The 19,759-nt window shown below is 36.3% G+C and carries 22 protein-coding genes and 1 pseudogene; 5 read left to right on the top strand and 18 right to left on the bottom strand.

All coding sequences use genetic code 11. The features are described from left to right. Window positions 1-111 precede the first annotated feature (111 nt). From HFP47_RS03005 to HFP47_RS10565, 3 genes are all read left to right on the top strand, one after another. Window positions 112-2,034, top strand: a complete 1,923-nt coding sequence (locus HFP47_RS03005) for a glycoside-pentoside-hexuronide (GPH):cation symporter (protein ID WP_179876008.1) — start codon at window positions 112-114, stop codon at window positions 2,032-2,034. 137 nt (window positions 2,035-2,171) lie between these two features. After that, window positions 2,172-2,345, top strand: coding sequence for a 2'-5' RNA ligase family protein (locus HFP47_RS10570; RefSeq protein WP_257229692.1), 174 nt, complete (start codon window positions 2,172-2,174; stop codon window positions 2,343-2,345). A 20-nt stretch (window positions 2,346-2,365) separates the two neighbouring features. Beyond that, the gene (locus HFP47_RS10565; protein WP_373562320.1) at window positions 2,366-2,692 is read left to right on the top strand and encodes a 2'-5' RNA ligase family protein; all 327 of its coding nucleotides are present in this window, start codon (window positions 2,366-2,368) and stop codon (window positions 2,690-2,692) included. 28 nt (window positions 2,693-2,720) lie between these two features. Here the strand turns inward: HFP47_RS10565 and HFP47_RS10560 are convergent. From HFP47_RS10560 to HFP47_RS02970, 6 genes and pseudogenes are all read right to left on the bottom strand, one after another. Further along, window positions 2,721-3,181: pseudogene (locus tag HFP47_RS10560) on the bottom strand (lysostaphin resistance A-like protein). 403 nt (window positions 3,182-3,584) lie between these two features. Continuing rightward, window positions 3,585-4,232, bottom strand: a complete 648-nt coding sequence (locus HFP47_RS02990) for a YcjF family protein (RefSeq protein WP_025268017.1) — start codon at window positions 4,230-4,232, stop codon at window positions 3,585-3,587. A 110-nt stretch (window positions 4,233-4,342) separates the two neighbouring features. Next, entirely contained in the window at window positions 4,343-4,885 is a 543-nt protein-coding gene (locus HFP47_RS02985; RefSeq protein ID WP_004164145.1) for an NADPH-dependent FMN reductase, read from the bottom strand. 140 nt (window positions 4,886-5,025) lie between these two features. After that, the gene (locus tag HFP47_RS02980) at window positions 5,026-7,251 is read right to left on the bottom strand and encodes a glycoside hydrolase family 3 protein (RefSeq protein WP_179876007.1); all 2,226 of its coding nucleotides are present in this window, start codon (window positions 7,249-7,251) and stop codon (window positions 5,026-5,028) included. A gap of 154 nt (window positions 7,252-7,405) precedes the next feature. Continuing rightward, window positions 7,406-8,605, bottom strand: coding sequence for an MFS transporter (locus HFP47_RS02975; RefSeq protein ID WP_011679640.1), 1,200 nt, complete (start codon window positions 8,603-8,605; stop codon window positions 7,406-7,408). Between the two features lies 1 nt (window position 8,606). Then, window positions 8,607-10,088 carry a nucleoside hydrolase-like domain-containing protein gene (locus HFP47_RS02970; RefSeq protein ID WP_140683107.1) on the bottom strand — a complete coding sequence of 494 codons (1,482 nt, stop codon included), beginning with the start codon at window positions 10,086-10,088 and terminating at the stop codon, window positions 8,607-8,609. 157 nt (window positions 10,089-10,245) lie between these two features. Here HFP47_RS02970 and HFP47_RS02965 point away from each other — a divergent pair, with 157 nt between their 5' ends. Continuing rightward, window positions 10,246-11,211, top strand: a complete 966-nt coding sequence (locus tag HFP47_RS02965) for a LacI family DNA-binding transcriptional regulator (RefSeq protein ID WP_179876006.1) — start codon at window positions 10,246-10,248, stop codon at window positions 11,209-11,211. Continuing rightward, window positions 11,201-11,821, top strand: coding sequence for a YitT family protein (locus HFP47_RS02960; RefSeq protein WP_042253179.1), 621 nt, complete (start codon window positions 11,201-11,203; stop codon window positions 11,819-11,821). The genes HFP47_RS02965 and HFP47_RS02960 overlap by 11 nt, the downstream gene beginning before the upstream one ends. Window positions 11,822-11,860: 39 nt before the next feature. Here the strand turns inward: HFP47_RS02960 and HFP47_RS02955 are convergent, their stop codons facing one another. The 12 genes from HFP47_RS02955 to HFP47_RS02905 all read right to left on the bottom strand — a co-directional run bounded on the left by HFP47_RS02955 (window position 11,861) and on the right by HFP47_RS02905 (window position 19,611). Continuing rightward, complete coding sequence (locus HFP47_RS02955; RefSeq protein ID WP_179876005.1) at window positions 11,861-12,880, bottom strand: polysaccharide pyruvyl transferase family protein; 1,020 nt, start codon at window positions 12,878-12,880, stop codon at window positions 11,861-11,863. 22 nt (window positions 12,881-12,902) lie between these two features. Beyond that, window positions 12,903-14,276 carry a sugar porter family MFS transporter gene (locus HFP47_RS02950; RefSeq protein WP_179876004.1) on the bottom strand — a complete coding sequence of 458 codons (1,374 nt, stop codon included), beginning with the start codon at window positions 14,274-14,276 and terminating at the stop codon, window positions 12,903-12,905. Window positions 14,277-14,329: 53 nt separating this feature from the next. Continuing rightward, the gene (locus HFP47_RS02945) at window positions 14,330-15,172 is read right to left on the bottom strand and encodes an aldo/keto reductase (protein ID WP_179876003.1); all 843 of its coding nucleotides are present in this window, start codon (window positions 15,170-15,172) and stop codon (window positions 14,330-14,332) included. Between the two features lie 96 nt (window positions 15,173-15,268). Then, entirely contained in the window at window positions 15,269-15,412 is a 144-nt protein-coding gene (locus HFP47_RS02940) for a hypothetical protein (protein ID WP_004909504.1), read from the bottom strand. A gap of 72 nt (window positions 15,413-15,484) precedes the next feature. Continuing rightward, window positions 15,485-15,733, bottom strand: a complete 249-nt coding sequence (locus HFP47_RS02935; protein WP_010280269.1) for a GlsB/YeaQ/YmgE family stress response membrane protein — start codon at window positions 15,731-15,733, stop codon at window positions 15,485-15,487. 114 nt (window positions 15,734-15,847) lie between these two features. After that, a complete protein-coding gene (locus tag HFP47_RS02930) occupies window positions 15,848-16,492 on the bottom strand; it encodes a DUF1345 domain-containing protein (protein ID WP_084014595.1) in 645 nt (214 codons plus the stop codon). A 91-nt stretch (window positions 16,493-16,583) separates the two neighbouring features. Next, on the bottom strand, window positions 16,584-17,111 hold the full coding sequence (locus HFP47_RS02925) for an Asp23/Gls24 family envelope stress response protein (protein ID WP_179876002.1): 528 nt from the start codon (window positions 17,109-17,111) through the stop codon (window positions 16,584-16,586). A gap of 27 nt (window positions 17,112-17,138) precedes the next feature. Then, on the bottom strand, window positions 17,139-17,339 hold the full coding sequence (locus HFP47_RS02920; protein ID WP_002827661.1) for a DUF2273 domain-containing protein: 201 nt from the start codon (window positions 17,337-17,339) through the stop codon (window positions 17,139-17,141). 17 nt (window positions 17,340-17,356) lie between these two features. Beyond that, window positions 17,357-17,911, bottom strand: a complete 555-nt coding sequence (gene amaP / locus HFP47_RS02915) for an alkaline shock response membrane anchor protein AmaP (RefSeq protein ID WP_004909522.1) — start codon at window positions 17,909-17,911, stop codon at window positions 17,357-17,359. A gap of 24 nt (window positions 17,912-17,935) precedes the next feature. Then, entirely contained in the window at window positions 17,936-18,181 is a 246-nt protein-coding gene (locus tag HFP47_RS02910) for a GlsB/YeaQ/YmgE family stress response membrane protein (protein WP_011679630.1), read from the bottom strand. Between the two features lie 195 nt (window positions 18,182-18,376). Then, window positions 18,377-18,511, bottom strand: a complete 135-nt coding sequence (locus HFP47_RS10555) for a hypothetical protein (protein WP_002827664.1) — start codon at window positions 18,509-18,511, stop codon at window positions 18,377-18,379. 230 nt (window positions 18,512-18,741) lie between these two features. Further along, complete coding sequence (locus HFP47_RS02905; RefSeq protein ID WP_179876001.1) at window positions 18,742-19,611, bottom strand: SDR family oxidoreductase; 870 nt, start codon at window positions 19,609-19,611, stop codon at window positions 18,742-18,744. Window positions 19,612-19,759 lie beyond the last annotated feature (148 nt).

The following is a 19,759-nucleotide window of genomic DNA, read 5'->3' as shown; positions in this document are numbered from 1 at the left end:
TCAAAATATAAAAAATACCTATTTACTAAATATTTACTAAAAAGTATTGATTTTTTAAATGAAAGCGCTTACTATTGAGGTGTTAGCTACTACAAAAAGGAGATTACAATTATGAATTCTAACCAGCAGTCAATGACATCACGCGTTTCATACGCTTTTGGTGCATTCGGTAATGATATGTTTTTTGCGACATTATCAACGTATTTCATTATGTTTGTTACCACACATTTGTTCAATAGTGGTAATGCCGCGCAAAATGACAAAATGATTAGTTCCATTACGCTAATTATCTTTCTACTACGATTTGTTGAATTAGCAATTGATCCATTTATTGGTAATGCAATTGATAATACAAGCACTCGATGGGGTAAATTTAAACCTTGGGTGGTTGTTGGTGGAACGGTTGGATCAGTTGCTCTGATCATTCTTTTCACAAATATGGGCGGTCTAAATAAATCAAACCCACTTCTTTATTTGATTATCTTTGGAATAATCTATATTATTATGGATATCTTCTATTCATTTAAAGATATTGGGTTCTGGTCAATGATACCGGCATTAACTTTTGACTCACGCGAACGTGAAAAAACTGCAACTTTTGCCCGTATCGGTTCTACAATCGGTGGAAACTTAGTCGGTGTTGTTGTTATGCCCATTGTTTTGTTTTTCTCTTTGAATCAAAATGATGGTACTGGTGACACACGTGGTTGGTTCTGGTTTGCTGTTATTATTGCGGTAATCGCATGGCTGAGTGCGGTCGCTGTTGGTGTTGGTACTAAAGAAGTTGATTCCGACCTACGTAAGAACAAAGAAAAAACAACATTCAAAAATGTTATCCATATTCTAACGCATAATGATCAGCTCATGTGGATTGCCCTGTCTTATGGTTTTTACACCACGGGCGTCACTCTTGTTAATTCACTAGAGTTATATTATTTCACTTTTATTTTAGGAAACTCATCTGCTTTCTCAATTTTCGCCTCACTAAACATTGTGACTGGCTTACTATCTGTTTCACTATTTCCAAAATTAGCTGATAAACTTAATCGACGTAATTTATTTTTCTGGTGTATCTTAACCATGATTATCGGATTAGTTCTGTTTATTTTTGCAGGACAGTCACTCACAATGGTTCTAATCGCTGCTGAATTATTTGCCATTCCACAACCACTTGTGTTCTTAGTGATTCTCATGACAATCTCTGATTCTGTGGAGTACGGTCAACTGAAGCTCGGGCATCGTGATGAATCATTAACGTTGTCAGTTCGTCCACTATTAGATAAACTAGCTGGTGCTATCTCAAACGGTGTCGTCGGATTAACTGCCGTAGTCGCTGGAATGACAACTGGTGCTACAGCTTCTTCAGTAACAGGGTCCGGACAATCCATTTTCAAAACCATTATGTTTGGTTTGCCAATTGTTATTATTTTAATCGGCACCTACGTATTTTATCGCAAAGTAACACTTACTGAGCGCAAGCACGCTGAAATTGTTGACCAACTTGAAAAAACATGGGGAAAGAAATTTGTTGACACAACAACGACTACAACCACGCCTGAATTAAAAACTGGTGAGTACACATACAATGCGCCTATTGCCGGTGAATTAATTAATCTCTCATCCGTTAATGACCATGCATTTGCTTCAGGATCTCTAGGTCAAGGATTTGCAATTCGTCCGAGCGATGGTCGGGTTTATGCGCCATTTGATGCAACCGTTCGTGTTGCCTTCTCAACGAAACATGCCATTGGCCTTGTTTCAGACACTGGTCTAGTCACATTAATTCACATTGGTATTGGTACTGTTGCTATGCAAGGGACAGGTTTTGTTACTTACTTCGAGCGCGGCCAACATGTTAAAAAAGGTGATCTACTCATTGAGTTCTGGGACAAGTCAATAAAGGATGCTGGCTTTGATGACACCGTTATTGTGACAATAACAAATTCTAATGTCCTTTCTGAATTCAACATTGTAAAACCAATTGGTAGTAAAGTCGATAAAGATGATATTGTTTTGACTTTAATCAATAAATAAGTAAATTTTAACATACAGGAACAAAAAGTTATCAATATATAATATATTGATAATTTTTTGTTTCTTATGAAGACTGTGTACATTAAATTTTGATATACTACAAACACAAGTTAAATTTATTTAAGGAGGTAAGGTTTATGTTACGTTCTATTTTAATATTTCCTAAACTTTCAGAAATAACAACAATCCAAAATATTAGGCGCGAACTTGATCCCTTATATCCACATATTCGTCCACACATAACTCTTGTGTTTCCATTTGAAAGTGAGGCTACAGACGAAGTCATTATCCAAATATTCAAACGATTTTAAAACCATTCTCGGCTTTCAACGTGACCTTTGAAAATTTTTCGTCTGATGAGAAAAGTTATCTTTGGCTACCTGTTGACGAGGGGTGTTCGGTCATTCAAAAGATGCATGATGTTTTATATCAATCCCCTTTGTTCTCACCCTTTCTACGCCCTGAATTTCCATATACACCCCATATCACAGTGGGACAGATACACAATCAGCAAGCAATGTTATCAACCTTAAAAGTACTAAACTCAAAACAACTGCAAATCCATGCTGAAATCGATACCGTTTCAATCGAACATATCCTAGATAATGACGATTCAGACGAATTTTTCCAAATTACCCTATTTAGACCAAAAAAATAATCAACCATTAGGTCAAAATAAAAAGAAATTATTTAGTAGATTCGCAAATAATTTTTGATTTGTTCTTGTTTAATTTAATCCAAACTGCGATTGCACCAAATAACGCAACATGTAACGTTAGGCTCATTACACTCCCTTCGATGCCAAAACGCCCACCATTTAACCATTCATAAGCTTGTGTTGGAATTGATTTGAAAATTAGCGCATCACTGTTAGTGCCAGAAACTGCAACACCAAGAATCGGCCCTTGAAAAAAGTTCCACGCACCATGAAAGGCCCCCACCACCCACAAATCTTCGGTTTCAATTCGAAACATAGCCATGATAGCACCAAACAAAAATAGTTCTAAGAAAGCTACTCTAGTTATTCCTGGGTTTGCCAAATGTAGCGCAGCGAAAAAAGCGAGCTAATTATAATAGCTGAAGCATGGCTTAAATGTTGACTTAATTTACCTAACAAATAGCCTCTAACTAATATTTCTTCGCCCATGCCTTGAATACAAAAACCTAAAAGAAAGAGAACGAGCCACAGCACATTACCTATATGCCAAATGTTAATGACTTGAAATCCTTCAAAGGCAACTGCTATTATCCAAGTTAGTACAAAGGATATTGCCCCTGCAGCGTACCCTAGCAAATATCTGTATGCCTTTTTATCTTTAGCAAAGGGCATTATAATTCTAAGATCATTTTTCCGACTTTTATATTGAAACATCAAAAAAATTGGTAAAGTAATTTGACTAATCAACATGAAAACTATGGCTACCTGACTATTTTCAAGCCATTCCTCGGATAAACCGCTACGCTCAGCATATATTCCGCTAAAAAATCCGCCGATATCCAATACAAAACTGAGTAAAAAAGCATATCCACATGAGATATGCTTTTTAAAATTATTTTTTCACTTTTCTAAGTGCTTTAAAGAGGATTTCAAACTGCCCTCGAAATGACATAGCTTGTTCAAATATGTCCTCACCATCATTTAACATTTTCACTGTCACCCATCCCAAAGCCTCGGTGATTGAAACAGCTACGGAAGCATTGATTACAGCACCGGATACAGTTCCCACAGCTGGTATAAATTTAATAATATTCCCCACTGCGCTACGACCAAGACCTACAACTACCAGTTCCTTAGATAAACTTTTACCTAAACCTTCTGACCATGATTGCCCAAACAATTTATGCAATCGTGACATCATAGTTAGTTGAATTGGTACTAGTAAAAACGCATCTGAGAACGGAATTGGCGAGCAGCCCACAATTGCAGCACTCAATGATGCAGCGTGAATAATTCGATGACACTTCTGAGCTGTTTGTTGATCAACTCCCGTCAAAAAGGTATCAAAAACTTGATCAAGATTCGATCGACTTTTAAAAAATATCTTGTCCGCCCTGGATTTCGATTTTTCATATGAATTCTGTATAATCTTTGAGGTTTTGTCAGGAAATCGTTGCAGTACTTCAGAAAAAAATGAATTGAATTCTTTGTCTTCTGAGACTGGATCATCGTTTCCCTTTTTAAATTGGTTTTTATCCATATTATTTAAGTCCTCTATCTTTATTATACCCTCATTTTAATTTTAATCGCATTTAAAGGCGCATAAAAAAACCTGATTTATTTCTAAAGTCAGGTTTTTTTTATTAATAATTAAAACTTTTGTGCGAATGTAACAAATTGCTTTGCTGCATTTGCAAGGAAATTTTGCGTATCTGTGTTAGTAATATGACCATTTTCATCGGCTAAGTTTTGAACATTACCAATATACAGTTCTGGCTGTTGTAAAGTTGGCATATCCAAGAATACCAAAGATTGACGTAGCACGTGATGAGCCAATACACCAGAAATACCAGAAACTGACTGTGAAGCGACTAGCGCTGGTTTGCCAGCCCATGCGTTTTCACCCCAAGGTCGAGAAGCAACATCTAAGGCATTTTTCAAAGCTGCTGAAATGCTTCGGTTATGCTCAGGTGTGACAAAGATAAATGCATCTTGCTCAGCAACTGCCGCGCGGAACTTTGTATATTCTTCAGGCGAATCAGCATCAAAATCTTGATTGTAAAGTGGTAAGTTACTGATATTTAAGTAATTTACCTCAGCATCTTCAGGCAGACCAGCAACAAGTGCATCAGCTACTCCCTTTGAAAATGAGTTTTCACGAATCGAACCAACAACAACACCATATTTTGTCATTTATGTGACCTTCTTTCTAATTACTAAAAGTAAGTATACAATGAAATTGAGTAGTTTGCAAGCATCTATTTATATCTGTTTGTACACTGACCAAGCCATCTTTGAGTAAACATTTTCAACGAAATTTACAAACGAGTAGATCAATTATTTGCTAGTTCAATGAACTTGTTCACTTGATCTACATTTGCTCCGATCATAATAATTGCCCGCAGTGGCAAGTTTTCCATTAGCTCTCGATTACTATCAGACGCACTAATACTTTCAATCGCTGTTTGTAAACCAGACGCCACGAGTGATTCATGTAAACCATCTCGGTTAATGATTTCGCTAATATAAGTGTCTCCGCTGATCGGACGATTATTTGTCGTGCCCATTTCTAAAGAAACCGTTTTTTCTAATCTAATATCGCGCGAAGAACTACCTATTTTTAGATTATAGTCACCTTGATCAACTTGCCAGATACTTTTTTTCACGTTATACCAAGCAAAACTTCTCCGATCTAAGAAAAATTCGACAGTTTTACTTTCTCCTGGATTGAGTCCGACTTTAACAAATGCTTTTAATTCTTGACGAGGTTTCTCAACACGGCTTTCTAGATTTTGAATATAGATTTGAGCTGTTTCTTTGCCATATATTGAGCCCACATTGGTTATTTTGATTTTACCCGTGACATGCTTTTTCGTATTAGCTACTATTTCCAAATCTTCATACTTAAAATCTGTATAGCTTAATCCATGTCCAAATGGAAACGCAACCTCTTTCCTCTTTAAATCATAATGCCGATAACCAACAAATATTCCTTCATGGTAATTTTCTTCAACTACACTAGCATTGAACGTACCGTATGCCGGTGTGTCTTCAATTTTTTCAGGAAAAGTTTCTGCTAATTTACCTGACGGATTTGTTTGACCAGTAAGAATATTCCATGTCGCCTCACCGACAGCTTCGCCGGCTAAATAAGTTTCTACAATTGCTTTTACCTTATTTCTCCAAGGTGTTGCAACCGCTGATCCATTTTGAAGAACAACAATTATATTAGGATTAATTGCTGATAGCTTTTGAATCAAATTGACTTGATTTTCCGGCAAATCAATGGTTTTTTTGTCAAATCCTTCTGACTCATCTTGTTCTGGGACACCAGCAAAGAAAATGATTTTGTCACTCAACTCAACAATAGATTCTGCTTGCTGTTCTAAATCTAAATTACCTTTTTCTTCAGTTAAGCTATACCCTGCAGTATAAGTAACATTGTAATCACTGTTGCTTGCAACCTCATGTGGCGTAACAACTTTGTATGCATTTACATGTGAACTACCGCCACCTTGATATCTTGGATTCTGGGCTAGTTCACCAATTAATGCAATTTTTTCAGTTTGTTTAATTGGTAAAACATCGTCATCATTTTTTAGTAAAACAATGCTATCCTCTGCTGCTTTTCGAGCAAACTCATGTTGATTATTCTTATCATAATCCGTACTATCATCTTCGCTAACACGGAAATTTTCAACCAACGCCAGTACGCGTAATACTGAGATATCCAATTTTGATTCTTCTAGCTGACCATTTTGGACAGCAGATACAATTCTATCAATCGAATATGCACCATTTCCAGGCATTTCTAAGTCTAAACCTGCTTTTAGCGAAGCAATATTATCGGCTACTGCTCCCCAATCTGACATAACGACGCCAGTATATCCCCATTCATTACGCAGTATTTCGGTTAACAAACGATAATTTTGAGAATTAAGCACACCATTAATCGCGTTGTAAGAGCACATTAACGTTGCTGGATGTGCCTCTTTGACAATCTTTTCAAAAGCCAGCAAGTATATCTCACGTAAAGCACGTTCATCAACATTCGAGGACGAGGTAAAACGTTGATCTTCTCGATTATTAGCTGCAAAGTGCTTGACACTCACGCCAACACCTTGCGATTGCACGCCCTTCACATAAGCGCTTCCTAGTTCTCCAGTTAGATATGGATCTTCGGAAAAATATTCAAAATTTCTTCCTGCCAATGGAGAACGCTTAATATTAATACCTGGCCCCAATAAAACTGACACATTTTCAACTCTAGATGCTGTACCAAGATTTTGACCTAATTCATAAAGCATGTCCACATTAAATGAACTAGCCATCAAAGCTGAACTTGGAAAAGCAATGGCTTCCACACTTTGATTCAAGCCTAGTGCGTCTGCGCTACTTGCTTGTTTTCGCAATCCTGAAGGGCCATCTGTTACCATGATTTTTGGTATATCATTTTCAATATTTTCCGCGGTAAACCAGAAATCTTTCCCCGTTACTAATTCTGCTTTTTCACGAACGGTTAGCCCTTGTACAAAGGATAAATTAAATTCTGTGCTCATTCTTTCAACTCCTTGTTATCTAATATACTGCTGCCAATAAAGTCAATTCATTGTTTCTAACTATAGAATACACCAAACTCAATACCATGGTAGAAATATGAATTAGCTATTATTAACTAACGCATTAATTCACTATTAGCAATCATTTTGAAAGCTAATTTTGTAGTTCTCCCACCTCATTAGCTTGCTTAAATATGTTCCTTATGAAGAAATAAAATACAGCTAACACAAGCATTAATACGCCTGCAATAATGATTGAGAATTTAGAAGTATTGTTACCAAATAAATTACCTAATGTCGCTAGCAAATATGGCGATAAATAGGTACCTAAGTTTGTACCAACCATAGCGATAGAAATCGCCAAATTTCCTGAATTTGCTGGCGCTTTTTCCAAGATTGTACCAAATGCTATCGGTAGAAATACCGATCCGCCAATACCACCAATAGCCATACCCAGAGTAATGACGAACATGTTAGGTGCTAGTGCAACTATCAAGAAAGATATGCCAATAATCGCATAACTCAATGAGAAAGTATATTGCTTCGTTATTTTCACAATATAGCCATAGAGCAAACTACCTAAAAATCCGACCAAAGTATAGACTGATAATGCCGTTCCAATAAACGAAGCATTTTCAAATTTTTCTTCAACAACAAATCCAGCTGACTTTAGGAATACAGCCATTAATAACGCAAACGAGATCAGCAAACCAAACGATGAAAACAAAACATAACTATTAATACTTTGTTTAGGTTTTTCAACCACTTCATTTGTGACTAAGTCATCCTTAGTAGTCGTATCTGGTACATAAACCAAAAACAGAATGAACGAAACTAATGCTAAGAAGTAAATACTATACGAATAATGCCAATTGTAATTAACCAAAATTCCTGCAATAAATGTTGTTACAGTTTGACCTACACTTTGAACAGCACTTTGAAAACCTAGCATTTTATTGCGTGTATCTCCACTCCAAAAGTCATTAATCAAACTGACAGCTAATGAGTTAAACATTCCCAAGCCAGCACCTAAAACCAATCGAGAAATATATACAAGAAAATAGTTATCAGAGAACATAGGCACTACACCTGAAACTCCTGCCAAGAATAAGCCAGTTAAAACTGTTTTTCTAGTTCCAAAAACTCTTACAATAAAAGGGCTCAGTAGCACGAAAATCATAACCGTAATATTAGATGCCGTAACTAATGCTTCAACAGCAGTTGCACTTTGATTGGCAAATGTTTGTTGCATTTTTGGAATTGTAATTGAAATTGACGCAGTTGAAGTCAATAATAATGAAATTGATAAGAATGCTAGTTTAAACATATTTGATGAATATTTATCTTTAATCATTTTAGTTTTCCTTTGCTGTTAAAATGATGCGACGATACGTTTTTAGAGGATGCTCACCATCATTTTTAACTTCCAAAATCACATGAATCGTTTGACCATCAGAAATATCTTTTGGCACATCAATGCTAACGGTTGGTTGGTTTTCATTCTTTATACGAATTTTGTGATAACTATCAGCCAATGGTTCAGCATTATAGCCAATTAAAAACCCCTCAATATCTTCCTGCTTTGCTTCCAAATGTTCGTGAGCGTTATAGGTAGAGGCTTCATCATAAATCCACCATTTATAATATAGCTTACGTCCGTTCAAATCTTTAGCATAAACTGTATATTCAACTCTTTCTCCTGGCTTCACATCCCTTTCTAAGTTCATATCTATGTCAACAATTGGATAATGCGACACCTTATCGAAATCATCTGTAGCACTCCATGCAGCACGTGCAATAAAGTCATCTTGAATATCATCAAACCATCGTGTTAAAGTATATGCAGCTTCATAACGCTTCGTATATGGATTAAAGTCCAATGCTTCGTTAGTATAGAGCGTTGATGATTTTTCAACAAATCGGCCACCCCAACCCCCAAAGGTTGGATCAGAACTATTTCTCAAGCCATTGTTAATTAAATAGAAAAACGATGGTGAGTCCCCTTCCGAAATAAAATCAAAACGCTCGTATTCGGGATTTTTTTCTAAATATGAATCAATTCCTCGTTGCTCATCCTCATTCTCACCATCTATAATGCGTCCATCACCTATCAAAGCATAGTTTGCCAAGAATGAACCAAAATTATTAACCAATTTTTTTTGCCAATCGTGGTTCAATTTACGGGTTAAATTGTAGTTGGTATATTTCCAAAGATAAGCAAAATACCAAAAATTGAATTTATCATTAATAACTTTAATATGCCATTTTTTTGCGATGTATTCACTATAGGTATCATCCTGATCAAGAATTATATAAATAACCACTTTTTCTTCAATACGTTTTTTTATAGTGGACCATTCTGGACTGTGCCCATATTTTTCCTCTATTGATCTCAATGCACGAGCCGTTGTATTGGTTCCACCCCAAGTTTGAATATATAACGGACGTTCATCTGTATCTTCTAGTAAATAGTTTTCTAGAAACCTTGAACCATCTGTTTCTTGTTCATATTCACCTTTGAAACTGATATTACCAACATGGTAGATACTTTGTAAGTATTCAGGTGTTGGATACCCCTCACCATGGACTTTTAAATGATCATAAACTTTTCCATACTCTGAAATTAGATACGGAATCCACTTTTCTCCAGTCCAACGTTCTGGCTTAATCCCTTTTTCATCATCGCCCGCGTAATGATATACTGAGCTCGTCAATATGATACCCTCTGTATCAAATTCATTACTGTATAACAAATACCGCAAAAAAGAATTCATATCATCCACTTCGCCATCAGTAGTAATTATGGTCCGTGCTTTTTCGTTAAGTTGTTTAATCATATCATAAACCTTTCCAATATTTTGAAAGCGCTTTCTATATTGTTATACTAACACTAAATGACTACATAAAAAAAACTAAACAACTTAACAAAATGAACTTATATGACTAAACAAAGGTTAACGAGTGTATGATAATGTTAGAGGAAATGTTATGAATATGGAAAAAATAGCGAAAATAGCTGGTGTTTCAAAAGCAGCAGTATCTTTCGCCCTAAATGATAAGCCTGGAATCAGCCAAGCAACACGCAATCAAATTTTAAAGATTGCTGAAGAATTGAATTATGTTCCTCGACGAAAAATAAAAAAAGATACTATTGTTTTTCTTTTAGTTACTAATGATCACGCGCAATCATTGGATTATTTTCAACGTCTCCCTTTTTTTCAATCCATTATCGATGCTTTCAAAACAAAGTCGTATTTAAAAGGTTATAACCTCTCACTTCAGACAGTTTCTAAGCTAGATCAAGATACCTTTTCAAATTGGCAACAGACAAATATCTATGGCGTTGTAATACTAGGCACATTTTTAACATCAGATGATGTATTATTGCTAAACAAGGTGCATGCAAACATAGTTATTTTGGACAATCCGTCTATTGAAAATTCTCATAGTTCGGTAGTTATTAATAATAAAGAGGGTGTTCGAAGCATTATCCATCAGATTTCTCCAAAGGAGACCGTTTTATACGTTCACGGATTACCAGCTATTCCTAATTTTCAGGAACGCAACACTGCCTTTAAATATTCAGCCCAGACGAAAGATTTCAATTTAACGGAAATTAAAATGGATAGTTTTAGTTTTTCAGAAACAACAACTTCTGAGCAACAACTTATTATCAATACGCTACAAAATAACACAACTATAGTAGCTGAGAACGATTATTTAGCTTTGAAAATTGCACAGATTGTAGCCGAAAAAAAATTGACACATAACGTGAAAGCACTCTTTGGTTTCGATAATATCAGAACCTTATCTCAATCACCGATCCCAATTAAAACAGTTTCAGTAAATGTGTCTGTCATGGTAGACATGGCAATTGATTTAATTTTAAAAGAATACAAAGTCCCTGTTCATGTAACAGTAGATACAAACTTTGTTGAAGGTGACAAAAATGAAAAGTAGACTTTATCTATTAGTATTTTCACTTTTATTAAACGCACTTGGTAATGCCGTTGCAATCACTACAAATCTTGGTGCTAATCCATGGACTGCTGCTGGTCAAGGATTAGCAGCAACTTTTGACATATCTCTCGGTACAGCTTTGGTCAGCTTTGGTGTTTTCGTATTGTTGCTGAATTCTCTGCTGGCGCGTGAAATTAATTTCCGTCGAATTATCGGAAATTTTTTGTTCATGTTTCCGTTTAGTTACTTAGTTGATTGGATTGTTACATGCTTAAACGACTCATTTCTTTTAACAAGTAACTTGTATGTTAAACTAATCTTTAATCTTTTAGCAATTACAACGATTGCTATAGCAGTTGCCATGTACCAGCAGGCAAACTTAATCTTGCATCCAAACGATGAATTGATGTTCACATTACGATTCAAATATACACATGGAAATGCAACTAAAGCACAACTCATCGCTTATATGCTTCCTTTGTCCATTCTGGTTCTAGCTTTTTATATTAATGACCAATGGTTTGGGGTTGGTATTGGACTTGTAGCTTCACTATTTTTGCAAGGTCCTATTGTTGATTTAACACACAAAATATTCTTTATAAAAAATTAAAATGAATAGAAAAAGACATAACGCAAGTTATGTCTTTTCTTATTTAGATATATTTTCTTCAATAATGTCATGGAGTTGTTGGAAGTCTTTTTTCACATTATAATCATGACGTTCCTGCTTCATCAGTTCCTTTAAACTACTTTCAATTCGATCGATATCGGTTTCATCTGTGTAATCAATCCAATTCACATGCTCTAACCAATCAAAGTACGCGTGCTTCCCTTTTCCATAACTATTTCCAAAAAGCAAGCATGGTGTCCCAGTGAGGACAGAGAAAACCATAGCATGCCAACGGTCCGTGATAATAATTTCTTGGTGTGAAAACAACTCCAGCTGTTGCTCAAACAAAGTGTCACGTGTGATCGGCGTAATCTCTTTTGGTTCATCTAATACGGTATCAACACGTTCCACTGGTCTGTCCCCACCGAGTATTTCTTTTATTTTATCAATGGTGGTTTGTTTGACAACCTTCTCTGAATCATGACGCAAAACAAACAAAGCCCCATTACGTTCAAATTTCCAGTCCACCGAATTCATGTATAATACCATGTCCGGCGTGAAAATAACTTTATTGTCAAAAGTCGTAAGCATACGATGAAAGCTTTGTGCGTCGCGAGCTACAAGAACAAGATTTGGGTTCTTGCTATAAGCTTCCTGACTTTTTCTTTTTTCAATCTCACCATCCTCATTATCCTCAAAATGAATTGATTGGGGAAATGAGATCGTAAGGTTATCAACAAATGTCGAAAAGACTTTACGCCTTGCCTCTTCGTGGTTGTGATACAAATTACCCATATTGCCACCACCAGTAAACGCAATAACATCATCTTTACGCAAATTCTCTTGGACAACAGGTATCGCCTCATCACCGTCTTCCTCAATAATTTCAATATACTGATAATTTGGAAATTCGTTCTCAATATATTTTCTTTCAGCCAATGATACTGCCTGATCACCCATATTTGTATAACGTGGTACACCAAACATATAAAATTTTGGACCATCATTTTGTGGAATTTCATGAACGACTTCTGTCGTATCAATGTAAAAATTAGCCATTAACTACACTCCTTTTTGGAGGCTATGATAGACTAGCTGTATCATAAGCCTTTGCCATTTTTTTACTATTGACAAACAGACTTGCTAACACAATACTTAATCCATTTGACATAGCAAAAACGAAAAATACCAATGCTGTTCCAAGAATAGCAACTAACTGGGGATAGATTAAACTAATGACGAAGTTGGTTATCCAAGTTGTTGCTGTAGCCACGGACATAAATTGCGCCTTAACCTTTCCAGGAAACATTTCGGCTAACAAGAGCCATGTAACAGGACTTACAATACCTTGATGATTAGCCAAAAACAACGTTAAACTGACAAGCACCAAAGCATTAGTTATTCCTTGAGAAAAAACACTAGATTTCATAATAGTTCCAAGTAGCGCCATAAAAACAACGTTACCAATCAGACCAATAATCAACATGCGATGATGATTGGCATGTTCTATCATTCGAGTACCAAATATACTAGCAATAACAGAAACGACGCCAATTAACACATTGGCGTACAAGGAGCCACTTTCACCCATACCAACTTTTTCAAGTAAAATTGTACCGTAATACATCACGGTGTTTACACCTGAGATTTGCTGAATCAGAGCAATCACAATTCCTGTCACTAACAAATAAAACAATTTTTTATTTTTTAATGCTATTGACCAATTAAATTCATTATCGTTTTGCTCACTAGATTGATCACTTTGAGATTTGATAAGCTGGCTAGTATTTTTAAATCCCAATCGACGAAATATTTTTCGAGCTCGGTTAAAACGATGCTTTAAGAGTAACCATTGCGGACTACCGCTGATACGAAACGAGTTTACCCACAGAATAATTGATGGAACCGCACCAGAAATCACCATAACACGCCAAATTGGACCCCAATGACCCCAGATGTTGCCTAATATTGCATTTACAATGAAAGCACATAACTGACCAAGTACAATAAAAATAGCGTTTTTGTTGACATTGGCGCTTCTTAAATTTTCCGGTGAAATTTCTGCTAAATACATTGGTGACAAACTTGATGCAGCACCAACTGCTAAACCTAATACAAATCGAAAAAGTGACATAAGCCAAAAGTTCATGGCAACAGCGCAAAGCACCGTAGCTATTGTAAATACGATTGCAATGATTCGTAGCGTTTTACGGCGACCAATTTTATCAGCAACTCGACCACATCCCAGTGCCCCAAAACAAGCACCAATAACCAATGAACTGGACACAACGCCTTGTAAGGTCGGTGTCAAATTCAGTTGGTCCGGACGGCTCATGAATGCCAGTGCACCGTTAATCACACCAGTATCATAGCCAAATAGAAATCCGCCTAATGATATAACGTAAACACAGTAATGCAGAAAATCCAGCTTAACTTTTTTTGATTTAGTTTTCATACTTTTCAATATTCCTTTGTAAAAATTTTAAAAGTGAGAAAACCATAAATCACTTAAACAAATTCTTCGTATTCTTTTGGATCTTGGTCATCCACACGCCCATCTTTACGTTCCAAATCAGATATTTGGCTAACCTCAGTCTCTGTCAGTGTGAAATCAAAGATATCTAAGTTACGTCGCTGATGCTGAGGAGTGGTAGCTTTAGCAACTGGTAAAATACCGCGTTGTATATGCCATCTCAAAATAATTTGACCCGCATTTTTATCATATTTTTCGGCTAGTTTTAAAATTAACGGTTCTGTTAATTCGCTACTGCCTCGACCTAATGGGCTCCAAGCCTCAGTTACGATACCATACTCTTGATTAGTAGCCACCAATGATTCCTGCGGCCAATATGGATGAATTTCATTTTGGTTAACAGCCGGTGTGACCCCCGTTGCTGAAATAATCTTATCCAGATGTTTCTTTTCAAAGTTGGATACACCAATCGAACGAACTAGTCCACGCCTTTGTGCCTCAATTAATGCTTGCCAAGCCTCCACATAATTGTCTCGTTTAGGAAGTGGCCAATGAATCAAATAAAGATCCAAGTAGTCTAATCCTAAACGAAGCAATGATTCTTCAATGATTTTCAGAGCATCATCGAAATGATGATATTTACCAGGAAGTTTTGTTGTTACATAAAATTGCGAGCGTGGGATACCTGAACGACGAATAGCTTCTCCAACCGCACCTTCACTGTCATAATTTGTAGACGTATCAAGCAATCGGTAACCGATTTGTATAGCATTTAAAATCTGGTCAACGCCTTGATAACCTCGAATCTGAAAGGTTCCCAAGCCAATTTTTGGTAACTGATGCCCATCATTTAGTTCATATAACTCATTCAAGCTCATTAAAAATGTCTCCTATTCTACTGCAAAAGGGTTTATAAAAAAGCCTAACTTGTTAACTAACAAATTTAAGCTTTAGTAGCAATACTGATATAATCCTTAATCAGCTTTTTTATAATCAGCGTTTTTTGGATCATGTTCGTAAAGATTAGTATTTTCGGCAGTTGACTCAGGATCAATCTTTTCCTTTTGATCCTTAACCTGCTCTTCTTTATTTTGGTCTTTATTTTTGTTTTCTGTCATGATAAGTTTCTCCTATACCTACTTTCTGTGTAAAACAGTTAATTATAGTTTTACGCAGTGAGTTTTTATAAATTACTTATTTGTGCGACTAGTAATCCAAGATACGATTAAGACTAATACAACTGCACCAATAATTGAAGGAATAAGTGCCATTCCTGCTAAGCTTGGTCCCCATGATCCAAGAAGGCTTTCACCTAACCAAGAACCAATTAAACCAGCAATGATGTTACTAATCCATCCCATAGCTGCACCGCGGCTTGTAATTGCTCCTGCAATAGCACCGATAACTGCACCTACGATAAGTGTCCAAATTAATCCCATAATGATATCTCTCCTTCTGGTTCTCTATCAGAACCTAAGTCCAGATTACCACTGTCATATTTTTTCCGCAAATATTTAGCTTGCACTTTTATCACGTTTGATTCTAAAAAGGGCTTAGTGACTACTAATCAAACTGGCTATAAAATTAATCATAGTGGCAATGAGGAGTGTACTAAAGGCAAAAGAAATGAGTGAGTGCCCTAATGCAACTTTTCGAAAACGGGTTGTAGAAAAATTTGTATCCGAAACTTGGTAAGTCATACCAATAGTATAGGCTAAATACAAAAAATCCCAGAAATTAGGAAGACCCTTTGCATTAAATGACACACCACCATTATTTTGGTAATAAATTTCCGTGTAGTGAATAGCGTACAATAATTGAATCAAATTCCAAGAAGAAAAAACACTAAAAATACAAAATACAATTTCCAGGCGACTGCCTTTGCTGATAGTTAATAACAAAATCACAATAAACACACTCACTGCACTTGAAAAGACAACAAACGCATCAATCAGTGGATATCGAATACCTTCTTTGAGAATTACTTTCTTCGTGTGCCGGCCTTGATCCATCGGATAAAAAGAGTAAATTACTAAACAAAAAAGTACGACTATAGCGCAGTCCCATCCTGTTAGGAGAATGTATTCCCAAGACGCAGTCAAAGAAGTTAGCAAAGCTACTAAGGTACCACTAGTCAAGGCAAGCAAGAAAACATTCCCGTGTTTATGCAAAAATTTTTGAATTTTTATTCGCTTCATAGCTTACATCAACCTAGTTCTAATATAAAAAGCACAACGTTTAGACCGCTGTGCTGAGACTTGCTACTGCAACTTCAAACCGCTTGTACGTTTACTTGACACGATTATCGTCATCGTTCACTGCTTGAGAAGTTGTTTTTTTCACGGCATCAACGCCATCTGAAGTTTTTTCTTTGATTGTGCTACCAGCGTCTGTTACGCGATCCTGTAAGCTTGTTTGTGATGCGTCAAATTCTTTTTGTGTTTGAATATCAACTACTTCAACATTTAACTCAACTAGCGTCAAACTTGTTGTTTCTCGCACCTGTTTTGTGATTACTTCTGTTAGTTGCTTATAAATATCATGTGCGTTGTGTCCATATTCCATGATAATATCTAAATCTACCGCAACTTGTTCTTTTCCGACCTCGACACCAATGCCATCAGTGGGGTTATCCGTATTCACAATTTTATTTTTAATGTTTGCGACAAAACCACCGTCAACACCTAGCAATCCTGTCACGTTTTCAATTGCATAGCCCACTACTTTTTGAATCACTTTGTCATCAAATGTTAATTCACCTTTAGGTTGACGATTCTCTGTTGCAGTATTTTGTGTAGTTTTTGTTTCTGTAGACATAATTAAATCCTTTCTATATCTAAATAATTAATTTTTACGTGTAAATATTTTAGAGACAATTGACAAATCGACATTATACGCTTCGAGCAAGTAGCCAATCCAACCTGCTAGTAAGGTGACAACTATAATCAAAATCGTCTTCCAAAATCCTACAGTTACCAATAGAGTTGACAGAATGAAACCCGCAAGACCACCAACCCAAATATTAATTGATTTTTTGTCTTTCATTATATCCGCACTCCTTTTTAAATCACACGTGTGACTTTACGCTTTGAGTTTGATTTCTGATTTACTTTAATATCAACTTTAATGGGAATTCGATTTATGCCAGCGAGTAAATCATTCAAGCTTTTCGTTAAATCGTATGAAATACGAGGTAATTCTTCGACTGTCGCCTGTTTATAAACTGAATCAGCAACAATATAAAATTTTCGTTGACGACGAGTATTTTTCAATCTCACTTTAATATTTGATAAATCTTCACCTGAGAGCTTTGTCTGAATAAACTGGTTGATACCATGATTACTCAACGCAAGCCGTCCTTCTTTGGTTTGCTTCAAAGGAATATCTGGTAATTCTACAGGCCATATCAATATGAGTAAAAACACAAGCACGGTCAGTGCCAGCAGTACAAGACCATAGTAATAAATGAAAAGATCACTCTTAAAGTCTAAATGTATATTAAACTCTGCTAAAAATTTGAAAACTTCATCAATTATTTTTGGCCATATCAACAAACAAAGCCCAACCAAATATCCGAGGCTGAAAATACTCAGAACAATTTTTTGACTTTTCTTCATATCATACCTCTCTATTACCTTATGCTACTGTTTTGCTCTCATACCAAGCACCATTGACACGACTAGTACAAGAATCACAGCACCAATTATCGAAGGAATGATTGCCATTCCCGCCAAGCTAGGTCCCCATTGACCCAACAAAGCCTGGCCAATAGCCGATCCGATTAGACCAGCAATAATATTGCTAATCCACCCCATTGACTCACCACGATTTGTGATAGCACCTGCAATGGCACCAATAATGGCACCTACAATTAATGACCAAATCATAATCTTTCCTCCATTCTCTTCTCTATGAATTATGATATCCAATTCACTAGCCTAAATATAACACTATCGGAAAGCGTTTACAAAAATAACGCTTACCCCCTTTACAAAACAATGAAATTATGAGTTATTTTTAAAAGATTAAAAAACAACAGCTCCTCATCAATAAGTTGCTATCGTTATTATCTGTTCAATGATTTAATTATGGATTTCCTCTTCCAAACGGTCCCCAGCTTTGTCGATGCCTTTAGCTGCAAATATGGTCCCTCCAACCGCTATACCGCCTAGAATTAATGTAGATGCCAACAATACCTTAAGTACAGTTTTTAACATAGTTTTCCTCCTTTATACCTAAAATGAAAATTTGTTAATCTTCTTTTGTTTTCTTCCAATTTCTGACAAAATAATAGAAACTGAACAATAATTGAGACAACGCCAAAAGCATCGACAGTTTATCCCAAAAGCCAAATTTTTTATTCTTTTTATCCATCTTTTCTCCACTTTCTTCGTTGATCCAACCACATTTCTGATTAGTATCTACGAAATTCAAAGGAGCTCATGATTTACTTTAAGCCACCAGTAACATTGATTGACTCACCTGTTACATAGCTAGATTCATTTGAAGCTAGGAAAACATAAGCGCCTGCTAATTCTGCCGGTTGACCAGCTCTACCGATGGGTGTCGATTGGCCAAATGTTGGAATGTTCTCCGGTAACTGTCCACCAACAATCTGCAAAGGTGTCCAAATGGGACCAGGTGCCACACTATTCACGCGAATCCCTCGATTAGCCAATTGTTTAGCCAAACTCATCGTCATATTCTTGATAGCAGCTTTTGTACCTGCATAATCCACGAGAAATGACGATGGTTGCTCTGCCTGAATAGAATTCGTTGTTATGATACTGCTGCCAGGTTGCATATGTGGTAAAGCCGCTTTAACAAGCCAAATGAGACTAAAAACATTTGTTGCATAAGTGTCGGTTATTTGTTGTGTCGACAAATTAGCTATATCAACTTCCGCTTGTTGTTTGCCAGCTACTAACGTCAAAATACTTAAATCACCAAAAAATGAAACTGCTCCATCAATCAACTTTTGGCTGAATGCTTCATTCTTTAAATCACCTGGAACTAGCTTGATTTTACGACCCAATGATTCAATAATGCCCTTAACTTCTTGTGCATCTGGTTCTTCTTCAGGAAGATAATTTAACACAATATCAGCACCTTCATGCGCATACGCTATCGCCACAGACCTGCCGATTCCTGAGTCACCACCGGTTATCAGTGCTTTCTTATGTTTCAGGCGGTCATGCCCAACGTAACTTGCTGCACCATCATCTGGTGTTGGTGACATCTTGCTTTGTAATCCTGGTTCAGGTTGACTCTGTTTTGGAAAATTCTGCTTTGCATATTCTCCATTTATGTTTGTCATATAATTCCTCCCTTTTTCATACAATACTCAGCACAATCTTGACACGCACTAATAACGTGTATATTGTTTAACAAACACTTTGTTTGTTATGCCTACTATATCATTAGTAGAGAGCGGTTACAAAAATTTTGCCTAGATACTTGACAAT

The organism is Leuconostoc sp. DB-1, assembly GCF_013414845.1.
Taxonomy (GTDB): domain Bacteria; phylum Bacillota; class Bacilli; order Lactobacillales; family Lactobacillaceae; genus Leuconostoc; species Leuconostoc mesenteroides.
This window is presented reverse-complemented; position numbering and strand designations above follow the sequence as displayed.